Annotated in this window: 1 pseudogene; it reads right to left on the bottom strand. The window is 40.0% G+C overall.

Annotated elements, in window-relative coordinates:
• Nucleotides 1-280, bottom strand: a pseudogene (locus AAEY68_RS20925) (glucan 1,4-alpha-glucosidase); the annotation flags it as partial.

The following is a 280-nucleotide window of genomic DNA, read 5'->3' as shown; positions in this document are numbered from 1 at the left end:
CTGCAAGCAAGCTTACATTACCTGCTGTATCGCCGGTATTTGTGTATTGTGTATTTATAGATTGCGTAGTTTTAAGTGCGTTAATACCATCGCTTTCACCGGTAAAGCCCACTGTTTTATCTTTAAATGAGGTCGCTGATTGAAGTGATAAATAGTTATCGTCTTCCCATGCGACAAGGCCTTGCTCAGTCGTTTTAGCGAAGTCACCTAGCCCGTTATTATTAATATACGGATTAACAGACACATATGCTTTTAGCCCTTCAAGCTCAGTGTTAAATAC

Source organism: Pseudoalteromonas sp. RB2-MNA-CIBAN-0110 (genome assembly GCF_040309305.1).
In the GTDB taxonomy this organism is placed as follows: Bacteria; Pseudomonadota; Gammaproteobacteria; order Enterobacterales; family Alteromonadaceae; genus Pseudoalteromonas; species Pseudoalteromonas arctica.
Note: the sequence above shows the minus strand (reverse complement) of the source record. Positions and strands in the feature narration are given on the sequence as shown.